Origin of the sequence: Synechococcales cyanobacterium T60_A2020_003 (genome assembly GCA_015272205.1) — a bacterium.
GTDB lineage: Bacteria > Cyanobacteriota > Cyanobacteriia > RECH01 > RECH01 > JACYMB01.
Genome location: JACYMB010000309.1, coordinates 1 through 9,517 on the forward strand (window position 1 = coordinate 1; position 9,517 = coordinate 9,517).

The window sequence follows — 9,517 nt, forward strand, 5'->3', positions numbered from 1 at the left end:
ACGCGAATCTGGGGCAACCCAGAGGAGAAGCCCGCGCCGTACTGCCTAAGCGGTCGGCGTCGGGAGCATGTCACAACGAGTATGCGGAGTGGAAGAAGCGTGCTTGAAGCAGCATAGGTAGGTGAATTTGGGGGCGTCTCAGGGGATAGATTTCGGCGGCGATTATGCTCTACTCATGGATGGATGTCTGGCTAGTTGTGTTGTGTGTCGCTTATTGACCCGCATTGAGGACTTGAGCAGCGGTGAGCTGGAGGTTCGGAAAAGTGAGAGAGACAATTGGCTCCGCCCCCCTGAGGATTTGTTTTTCGTAGATGCCACTTTTGCTCAGTTGGCAGATGGTCAATGTTGGCTGTTTTGGCCGCCCCAGAAACATTTGGCCACCTAATGCCGCATAATCGGCAATCCAATATTCTGGAATACCTAATGCGGCGTAATCTTCAAATTTCCGTGCGTAGTCGTTTTGCCAGTTGCTGCTGACGACTTCTGCCACGAGCTTAATCGAAGTCCCTTGGGTCAGGATGGATTGTGTGGGCCATAGTGGTTCGTTGACTAATGCCGTGCGATCGACGACGGCAATATCCGGTCGAAAGGCAGTCATTTCGGTATCTGATGGGCGTAGTAACCCGCGTTGCAGCACGAACCAGGGGAGGTTAGTGGCATCAATCTGGACATTGAGCTTGCGATCGATGAAGGCGGCGACTTCTTCGTGTGGGCCAGTCGGTTCCAAATCAAATACCTCACCATCAATCAATTCATAGCGCTTGTCGTCCCCATATTGGGCAAGAAATTCCTCGAAGTGTAGAGGTTTTTGCTGTAGCGGTCTATCGGCTGCGATAGTCATACCCCCTCCTTATTTGGCCTGAGTGGTTTGATTTGAATCAGAACTGCGGTATAGCCCTTTTTCCCGCGCCTGAATGATGCCTTGCTCGATCAAAAAAGCAGCAAGGTTAGCAGTTGGTCGGCCTTGTTGTGCGGCCCAGTCTTCAAGTGCGGCAGCAGTTTGGTCCGGGAGAGTGACCGTAATTCGCTTCATTTCTATCATCGAGAACTTTGCTCCTATGCTACTGCTGATTAGCACTTCCCCGCATATTACATCTTAACTGCATCGGTTAGTATGCCTTAAAGATGTTAGCATCACTTTCAGCAATCAGACACGCCGTCGCTCCCTTCAAGTTGTGAATTTCAAAGCACCTGTCCATAGTTTTGGAGCATAACCTCATGAACCATCACCGCACCTTGGCGGACAACGATCGGGCCATCCTCACCACGTTAATCAACGCCTGCCCCCAACTCCAGGACAGTCTGGAATCAACCCCCACCGCGATCGAACTCTGCGCCAACCCGGAAGTTTTGGCCCCCTTACAACACGGAGCAAAAGGCGACACTGCAGCGAATGCGTCCCCGTTGCAACGCCATCCCCAAATCCAAAATATTCAACTAGGCGACATTGCCCTTTCTCTTGCCCATAGCCTCAAACCCACGATCGTCACCGCCCGGCCCCGTGTGGGTAAAGGCATCATCATCAGCCATGCCCTCGCCCATGCCAAACGCATCCATGGCGTCACTGTCTGGGTCTTGCAGCCGAAACCGGCCCCCACCGAACTGGGCTACTGGCAACAGGCCGATCGCTTCCTCGGTATCAACTTGGAAGACTACCCAAAGGATGATGAGACCGTCGCAACAGAGTTGACCAAGTTCTTCATGCAATGGCGATCGCAGGCGCATCGACCAACGCTATTAATCGTGGATGAACTGGTCAAGATTCAAGCGATGCAGCCGAAGTGGTACAAGTCGCAACTAATCCCGCAAATGCTGGTCGAGGGCAGCAGTGGTGAGACCGATCGACGGTATCTGTGGGCCTTAACCCAAAGCCCCTTGGTGTCTGATTTGGGCATGAGTGGCGGCAATCGCAGTGCCTTTGATGTGATGGCGATCGAGCGGCTGGAAACGCAGGAACATGCGGAGAGCGTGAAGGCATCGATTCGGAGTTTGGAGGCATTACCCAAAGCGGCAGATTATGAGCGATCGCCCGTTGGCTGTTTGATGTTTCATTCGGCCTATGGCCAGTGGGCGGCAGTGCCGGAATATGATGTGCCGCAGCTCGACCCCAGCGATCATCTGTGTGCTGAGTTGCAAGCCCTGACAACACGGCCCAAAGCGCTGTCTGGCAGTGATTTTGTCGTAGTGCAAGACGGGCCGATGTGGTCCGCGCAACCCGTGGCGTCACCGTCGATCGTGCGGCCAGAACCGGAGAAAAAGCGCGATCGGGACATCATCATGAAATTCTTCGTTCAACGCCGACTGAGCAAGCCGATCAGTGTACGTCAGCTCCAGGTGAATTATCGGATATGTGAATTACTGGAACCCGCAGTGCTGGAAGCCGTGTTGGATGAGTTATCGACGCCGGATGAAGATGGTCGCGTATTCCTCAGCAAGATTGCACCGCAGGGCCGGAGTAAAGTCGCGAAGTATTACCTGGATACCGACGAGGATGAGTGATGCAGCACGGACCACAGGGACCACAACGCGGACAGGGCGGCAAATAAAGAGCTAAATTAAAGGGAATTCCCCCGTGTCCGCGTCCGTGTCGTCCGCGTTGTCCCTACTGTTAGCATGGTGATCAATCCATGCTTCCTGCGACTAGCATCATCACTGGCTCATTCTGCATCTGGTGGATGTAACCCCGCCATAATCAACAGCTTCCGCAGATTCACCACCCCAGCCCGATTCAGCTTCAGTGCATTCACCGTCGCTCTTCCCGTCGCCGTAATTCCAATCACCCGCAACGCATCGAGACTCCAAGTAAAATGCTCACGCCAAACCTGCTGACGGGGATGAAACAGGGGCACAATAGCTTGGCCCATCGGATCGATCGCCTGGATTTTCGTATGCTTGTGCCCATTGCAGCCCCCACAGGCTAACGCCAGATTCTCCAAATCTGTTTCACCACCCTCCGCAATTGGAAGGATATGCTCACAGGCAAAAGACTGCGGCGTATAGTCAATCGTGCTCTTGCAATACTCACAACGCCTGCCTGCCCTGGCAATAATCTGCTGCTGCTCCGAAACTGTAATGTAGCGTCTAGGCATAAACTGGCGGATGATGAATCTGCAATTGATGCATTAACGCATCCAACGAAATTTGCCGCAGTTGCGCTAACTCAATCAAGGCTTGTAACCGATCGGCACTGGCCTGTTCCACAGTGTCAATCAACCCCAGCAACTCTTGATGCTCCTCCGGCAGAATCGATTCTTCATGCAGCTTAATTTGTAGCGCATCATAGCGTTGCTGAATCGGCTCCGGCAAACCCCGATTAATCTGCTCTAACAACTCCGTTTCCCGCTGGGGCAAATTCGGCCCTCGCCGTTGCGCCAACAGCAAATTCACCTGCCCCACAAACTGCTCCAAATCAGCCGTCTCCAACTGAGCCACACCACTCAGCAACTGATCCAATCCGATATTCACTTGAGACGTGATTTGAACCGAGGTCATTGAGTGACACTCCTTGAGTTATATCCTTAGTCGCAAAGATTCCCGCGATCTGCCTGTATTATAGCGTCACCCATCGATCGGGATTTCCCCCCAGTCTTCGCTAAACCTGCCAATCTTGGGATAAAGGGGAATTCCGCCGCGTCGTCCGTGTCCGTGTTGTCCGTGTCGTTGGTGTTGTCGGTGTCCGTGTTGCTGTCTGATGTGGTGGGGTTTGCTTTATTTAGATTGATGTAAGATATCGGACGGCCTCAGCGTTTCCCTTTGGCACTATGCTGGCGGTGGAGTCTCGACCGATCGTGCAGCCTGGTTTCCCAAGGAGCGAATTGGCTCAATTGGCTCAACGACTTATCCCATTACAATCGAACGGTTATGGCCCTGAAGAAATCGGAATTGTATAGCTCCCTCTGGGCGAGCTGCGATGAGCTGCGGGGCGGTATGGATGCTAGCCAGTACAAGGATTATGTATTGGTGATGTTGTTCGTAAAGTACGTGAGTGATAAGTATGCGGGCCAGCCCTTTGCGCCGATTACGATTCCGGCGGGGGCGAGCTTTGCCGATATGGTGAAGCTGAAGGGGACGACGAACATTGGTGACGACATCAATAAAAAGATTATTGGGCCGTTGGCAGTGGCGAATAAGCTGTCAGATGTACCGGATTTCAACGACGCTAACAAGCTCGGTAGCGGCAAGGAATTGAGCGAGCGGCTGACGAATCTGATTGGGATTTTTGAGCGGAAGGAGCTGGATTTTAGTAAGAATCGGGCCGATGGGGATGACATCCTGGGGGATGCCTATGAGTATTTGATGCGCCACTTCGCGACGGAGAGCGGCAAGAGCAAGGGGCAGTTTTATACGCCTGCGGAAGTGAGTCGAATCATGGCGCAGATTTTGGGGATTCGGGAAGCCGAGACGAGTCCGAGTACGACGGTGTATGACCCGACCTGTGGCTCGGGGTCGCTGTTGCTGAAGGTGGCGGATGAGGCGACGACGAAGGTGTCGCTGTATGGCCAGGAGAAGGATGCGACGACATCGGGTTTGGCGCGGATGAATATGATTCTGCACAACAACCCGGAGGCGGAGGTAAAGCAGGGGAATACTTTGGCCAATCCGCTGTTTCTGACGGAGGAGGGGACGCTGAAGACGTTTGATTATGTGGTGGCGAATCCGCCGTTTAGCGATAAGCGTTGGGTGAATGGGGTTTCGACGGAGAATGACCCCTACGATCGCTTCAAGCCCTATGGCACCCCGCCGGAGAAGCAGGGGGACTATGCCTATTTGCTGCATATTGTGCGATCGCTCAAGAGTACGGGTAAGGGGGCCTGCATTTTGCCCCATGGGGTGTTGTTTCGGGGGAATGCGGAGGCAGAGATTCGCCGGAATTTGATTCAGCGGGGTTATATCAAGGGGATTATTGGGTTGCCTGCCAACTTGTTTTATGGGACGGGGATTCCGGCTTGCATTGTGGTGATTGATAAGGCGAATGCGGAGGAACGGGATGGCATTTTCATGGTGGATGCCAGTGCGGGGTTCATGAAGGATGGCAATAAGAATCGGCTGAGGGATCGCGATATTCACAAGATTGTGGATGTGTTTACGAATCAGTTGAAAATTGCTGGATACTCGCGGATGGTGTCGCTGGATGAGATTGAGCGCAATGAGTTTAATTTGAATATTCCGCGTTATATCGATGGGGCGCAGGCGGAGGATGTGCAGGATATTGCGGGGCATTTGCAGGGGGGGATTCCGATCGCCGATGTGGATGCACTGGATCGCTATTGGCAGGTTTGTCCCAAATTAAAGGATGCGTTGTTTCGGCCAAATCGTGCGGGGTATGTGGATTTGGCGGTGGAGCCGGAGGCGATTAAGGCGACGATTTTGGCCCATCCGGAGTTTGTGGCGTTTTCGCGGGAGATGGGGGCGCTGTTTGAGGATTGGCGATCGCGCAGTGAGCAGTTGTTGAAGGGGTTAGAGGCAGGGTGTCATCCCAAGGAAGTCATCAGTAAGCTATCGGAGGATTTGCTGGAGCACTATGTCGGCAAGGATTTGGTCGATCGCTATGACGTGTATCAGCATCTGATGGATTACTGGGCTGAGGTGATGCAGGATGATTGCTATTTGATTGCGGCGGATGGCTGGGTGGCGCAGACGTACCGGATTGTGGAGGTGAATAAGAAGGGTAAGGAGGTGGATAAGGGTTGGGCCTGTGATTTGGTGCCGAAGGCGCTGGTTGTGGCGCGGTATTTTGCGGCGGAGCAGGCGGCGATCGCGGCGCAGCAGGCGGAACTGGAGGGGGCGATCGCCCAGATGGCGGAGCTAGAAGAGGAGCATGGTGGGGAAGAGGGGGCGTTTGGTGAGCTGGAGAAGGTGAATGGGGCGGCGGTGAAGGCGCGGCTGAAGGAGGCTAAGGCGTCTATGGGGGGCGATGCGGCGGCGAAGGCAGAGGTGAAGGTTTTGCAGGAATGGGTGAAGTTGTCCGATCGGCAGACGAAGCTGAAGAAGGCAGTGAAGGAGGCGGAGGAGGCGCTCGATCGGTTGGCCTATGGGAAATATCCTGAGCTGACGGTGGCGGAGATTCAGCGGTTGGTGGTGGAGGATAAGTGGTTGGCGCGGATTGGGGCGGAGGTTGCGGGGGAGATGGAGCGGGTGAGTCAGGGATTGGCGGCGCGGGTGAAGGTTTTGGCGGGGCGGTATGGGGTGGCGTTGCCGGAGCTGACGGCGCGGGTGACGGAGCTGGAGGCCAGGGTGGCGGGGCATTTGGCGAAGATGGGGTTTGAGTTATGAGCGGTTGAGACGAATTGAGGAAGAGGTTGGTTATGGTGGATGCAGACCTGTCGTTGTGTTAGGAGAAGCTCGATGATTCAGATAGCTCAGTTACAGCGGGATATTGAGGCGTTGCCCCAGGAGGCGCAGAGTTTGCTGGTTGATTTTGTGGATCTGCTGAAGCGACGCTATTCCACGGAGGGGGCAGATGGAGCTGGGGAGGAGAAGCAGAGTAATTTTGAGAAGTTTGAGCAGGTTGGGTTAATTGGCTGTTGCGATGTGGAGGAGCATTTGTCGGTGAGCTATAAGTCTGTGTTGGCTGAGTCGTTGGAGGCTAAGTATGATCATCGTTGATACGGGGTTTTGGTTGGCGCTGGCGGATCGGCGTGATGCTTATCACGAGAGGGCTAAGCGTGCACTTCAGCGATATGATGAGCCGCTGATTACGACTTGGTGTGTGGTGACGGAGACTTGTCATTTGTTGTTGAGTCGAAAGGGTTGTGAGGCTCAGGTTAGGTTTGTTGAGAGCCTTGAGGCCGGGTTGTTTGAGCTGTTCAATTTGGAGGAGCGGCATGTTGGGCAAATTGCGACGTTGATGCAGAAGTATGCGGATTTGCCGATGGATCTTGCGGATGCTTCGCTGGTGGTTTTGGCGGAGGAGCTAGATTCGGGGCGTATTTTTTCGGTGGATGAGCGGGATTTTAAGGCTTACCGCTGGAAGCAGAGGGTTCCGTTTGAGAATCTTTTGGTGATGGATGGGCTGTGAGGAGGTGGAGTTGTTGTGGGATTTGGCAGGTGAGCTATGAAAAACGATCGAACATCAATGACGGATTCTCAATTCTCCATTCCCCATTCTCAAATTCCTCCGGGGTATAAGCAGACTGAGGTTGGGGTGATTCCTGAGGATTGGGAAGCCGTTGTGCTAGACAAAGTTACTCAAAGAGGTAGTGGCCATACACCTAATAAGCAACATCCAGAGTATTGGAATGGGGATATCAAGTGGATCTCCCTCAAGGACTCAGAGCGATTGGATAAGCCCTATATTTTTGATACTGCTGACAAAGTTACAAAAGCAGGTATTGCGAATTCATCCGCCGTTTTACACCCAAAAGGTACTGTTGTTCTATCGCGTGATGCAGGTGTTGGAAAAAGTAGCGTAATGGCACAGGATATGGCGGTCAGCCAGCATTTTATGGCTTGGCAATGTGGAGAAACACTCAAGAATTTTTTTCTTTATTACTGGCTTCAGTTCAAAAAATCAGAATTTGAACGAATCGCTGTAGGTAATACTATCAAAACAATAGGGTTAGGATATTTTAAAGAACTGCGTATACCCCACCCTCCGATCGCCGAACAAACCAAAATCGCCCAAGCCCTCAGCGACACCGATGCCCTGCTCGAATCCCTAGAGCAACTCCTCGCCAAAAAGCGCCAGATTAAGCAAGGGGCGATGCAGGAGCTGCTGACGGGCAAGCGGCGATTGCCGGGGTTTGGTGATGGGAAGGGCTATAAGCAGAGTGAGATTGGGATGATTCCTGAGGATTGGGGGATTCAGCAAATTGGTGATTTTTGTATATGTTTTTCTGGTGGAACACCAAGCACTTCTAATCCCAACTATTATGGCGGTCGTATTCCGTGGATAACATCTAGTGATCTCAATGAAATAAGAATTAAAAGTGTCAAAGGTAGAATTTCATCAAATGGTTTAGCCAATTCTTCAGCAAAAATGGTTGAAGCAGGTACACTTCTTATTGCTTTGTATGGTGCGACTGCTGGCGTAAGTGCAATAACAGAAGTTTCAGGAGCAATCAATCAGGCAATACTTGCAATTAAACCGCTGGGAAAATGTTCTGAATATTTATTTCAATATCTGCGTCTTCGGAAAGATTTCTATATAAAAACGTACACCCAAGGTGGACAGCCTAATTTTAGCGGTGAAATTGTCAAAGCGTTTCTTGTTGCATTGCCACCATCCGAGCAAGAACAACAAGCGATCGCTGCTATCCTCTCCGACATGGATCTTGAAATCGGGTCGATCGAGAGAAAACTCACTAAAACCCGCCAACTCAAACAAGGCATGATGCACGAGTTACTCACCGGGCGCATCCGACTAGTCGAGGAGGCCCAATCATGAACTTTGAAGCCCTGGTGCAGACGCTCACCGAAGCCCATCAATCCTGCCAACAGCAAGCCACCCAGGCCGTTAACTCCGCTCTCGTCGTTCGTAACTGGTTATTCGGCTACTACATCGTCGAGTTCGAGCAAAAAGGCAAAGACCATGCTCAGTACGGTAGCCGCCTACTCGTCAAACTATCGGAAAACCTCAAGACATCTGGTATTCCCGGCTGTTCACCCACCAATCTCAAAAACTTTCGGCAGTTCTATCAAGCCTATCCAGAGATTCGTCAGGCAGTGACTGACGAATTGCCCGATCGTCTGCCCCTCACTCAACTGAGCCAAAAATTTCGCCTGAGTTGGACACACTACCAAATCTTAATTTGGCTCTCCAACCCCGACGAACGCCGCTTCTACGAAATCGAAGCCGCCGCCAATCAATGGTCCGTCCGCGAACTCGATCGCCAAATCAACGCCGCCCTCTACGATCGTCTCGCCCTCAGCCGCGACCAAGCCGAAATCAAACGCCTTGCCACCGAAGGCCAACTCATCACCGCCCCCCGCGACGCCATCAAAGATCCCTACATCCTCGAATTCCTCAACCTCGAACAACGCCCCACCTACTCCGAAAACGACCTCGAAACCGCCATCATCGACAAACTCGAACAATTCCTCCTCGAACTCGGCAAAGGCTTCCTCTTCGAGTCCCGCCAAAAACGCTTCAGCTTCGAGGAAGACCACTTCTACATCGATCTCGTCTTCTACAACCGCCTCCTCCGCTGCTACGTCCTCATCGACCTCAAACTCGACAAACTCACCCACCAAGACCTCGGCCAAATGCAAATGTACGTCAACTACTTCGATCGATTCGTCAAAACCCCCGACGAAAACCCCACGATCGGCATCGTCCTCTGCAAACGCAAAAAAGACGCCCTCGTCGAACTCACCCTACCCAAAGACACCAACATCTTCGCCTCCCAATATCAGCTCTACCTCCCCAGCAAAGCAGAACTCCAACGCCAGCTTCAAGAAGCCGCCCAGGCCATCGAAAATCCAGAAAAAGAGAATCCAACCGCTCAAACCAATCCCCCAACAAAGCCCGAAGCAAAACCATAAAGACCGAAATCGCCAGCCTCGAAACCAAACTCAC

General features: G+C 52.5%; 10 protein-coding genes. 6 read left to right on the forward strand and 4 right to left on the reverse strand.

All coding sequences use genetic code 11. The annotated features are described in order from the left end of the window. Positions 1-211: 211 nt before the first annotated feature. Both IGR76_15305 and IGR76_15310 read right to left on the reverse strand, forming a co-directional pair. The gene (locus tag IGR76_15305; GenBank protein MBF2079840.1) at positions 212-841 is read right to left on the reverse strand and encodes a Uma2 family endonuclease; all 630 of its coding nucleotides are present in this window, start codon (positions 839-841) and stop codon (positions 212-214) included. 9 nt (positions 842-850) lie between these two features. Then, complete coding sequence (locus tag IGR76_15310) at positions 851-1,042, reverse strand: hypothetical protein (protein MBF2079841.1); 192 nt, start codon at positions 1,040-1,042, stop codon at positions 851-853. 176 nt (positions 1,043-1,218) lie between these two features. Here IGR76_15310 and IGR76_15315 point away from each other — a divergent pair, with 176 nt between their 5' ends. Further along, the gene (locus tag IGR76_15315; GenBank protein MBF2079842.1) at positions 1,219-2,499 is read left to right on the forward strand and encodes a hypothetical protein; all 1,281 of its coding nucleotides are present in this window, start codon (positions 1,219-1,221) and stop codon (positions 2,497-2,499) included. Positions 2,500-2,657: 158 nt separating this feature from the next. On the opposite strand, the gene IGR76_15320 is transcribed toward IGR76_15315, so the two are convergent. Together IGR76_15320 and IGR76_15325 are read right to left on the reverse strand one after the other, a co-directional pair. Beyond that, entirely contained in the window at positions 2,658-3,089 is a 432-nt protein-coding gene (locus IGR76_15320; protein MBF2079843.1) for an HNH endonuclease, read from the reverse strand. Further along, positions 3,082-3,492 carry a hypothetical protein gene (locus tag IGR76_15325; GenBank protein ID MBF2079844.1) on the reverse strand — a complete coding sequence of 137 codons (411 nt, stop codon included), beginning with the start codon at positions 3,490-3,492 and terminating at the stop codon, positions 3,082-3,084. The genes IGR76_15320 and IGR76_15325 overlap by 8 nt, the downstream gene beginning before the upstream one ends. 369 nt (positions 3,493-3,861) lie before the next feature. Here IGR76_15325 and IGR76_15330 point away from each other — a divergent pair, with 369 nt between their 5' ends. From IGR76_15330 to IGR76_15350, 5 genes are all read left to right on the forward strand, one after another. Beyond that, a complete protein-coding gene (locus IGR76_15330; protein MBF2079845.1) occupies positions 3,862-6,273 on the forward strand; it encodes a type I restriction-modification system subunit M in 2,412 nt (803 codons plus the stop codon). A gap of 72 nt (positions 6,274-6,345) precedes the next feature. Then, positions 6,346-6,606, forward strand: a complete 261-nt coding sequence (locus tag IGR76_15335; GenBank protein ID MBF2079846.1) for a DUF2281 domain-containing protein — start codon at positions 6,346-6,348, stop codon at positions 6,604-6,606. Next, positions 6,593-7,018 carry a PIN domain-containing protein gene (locus IGR76_15340; GenBank protein ID MBF2079847.1) on the forward strand — a complete coding sequence of 142 codons (426 nt, stop codon included), beginning with the start codon at positions 6,593-6,595 and terminating at the stop codon, positions 7,016-7,018. Before IGR76_15335 ends, IGR76_15340 begins: the two co-directional genes overlap by 14 nt. A gap of 36 nt (positions 7,019-7,054) precedes the next feature. Further along, entirely contained in the window at positions 7,055-8,386 is a 1,332-nt protein-coding gene (locus IGR76_15345) for a restriction endonuclease subunit S (GenBank protein ID MBF2079848.1), read from the forward strand. Then, positions 8,383-9,483, forward strand: coding sequence for a DUF1016 family protein (locus IGR76_15350; GenBank protein MBF2079849.1), 1,101 nt, complete (start codon positions 8,383-8,385; stop codon positions 9,481-9,483). The genes IGR76_15345 and IGR76_15350 overlap by 4 nt, the downstream gene beginning before the upstream one ends. Positions 9,484-9,517: the final 34 nt, after the last annotated feature.